This window comes from Kitasatospora cheerisanensis KCTC 2395 (assembly GCF_000696185.1).
GTDB classification, from domain to species: domain Bacteria; phylum Actinomycetota; class Actinomycetes; order Streptomycetales; family Streptomycetaceae; genus Kitasatospora; species Kitasatospora cheerisanensis.
The window spans coordinates 1,688,832-1,689,468 of record NZ_KK853997.1 but is presented as its reverse complement, the minus strand read 5'-3'; the positions used below and the strand labels follow the sequence as shown (position 1 = coordinate 1,689,468).

The 637-nt window shown below is 76.0% G+C and carries 1 pseudogene; it reads left to right on the top strand.

The annotated features are described in order from the left end of the window. Positions 1-637: pseudogene (locus tag KCH_RS42385) on the top strand (hypothetical protein); the annotation flags it as partial.

Sequence of the window (637 nt, the reverse complement as noted above, 5' to 3'; positions counted from 1 at the left end):
CCCTCGCCGCCGAGCAGCGCACCGCCGCCCAGCTCGCCGCCGAACCCCGGCTCGCCGAACTGCTCTCCCTGACGCCCTACCAGGACGGCGCCGAGGACTCCCACGGCTTCCTGTCGCCCCGTCAACTCGACGCCTCCGCCGAAGACCTGCGCGAACTGCTCGACCAGGCCGTGGCCAACGCCGAACGCACCCTGTTCGACCTGCGCACCGCCGCCGCCGACGACTCCCGGATCCTCGCCGCCCTCGGCGACGGCGGCCTGCTCCCGCCCGGACCCGACGTCCTCGCCACCGTCGAACACCTCGGCGAACAGGGCATCCCCGCCCTCCCCGGCTGGCGCTACCTCGCCCAGTCCGTCGACCCCGCCGACCACGACGCCATCCTCGCCGCCCGCCCCGAACTCGTCGACGGCGTCGTGGTCACCGACCCCGCCTCGCTCGACCGGGCCCGCGAAGCGCTCGCCGCCGCCGCCCTGCTGCCCCGCTCCACCGTCGCCGTCGGCACCGCCGCCGCCCTGATCGCCCCCATCGACAGCGAACCGGCCTTCTTCCTCGTGCCGCCGAACCCGGCCATGCACAACGAGACCGCCGCCGACGACGAGCGCCGCGAACTGCGCACCCGCGCCACCGCCCGCGAGGA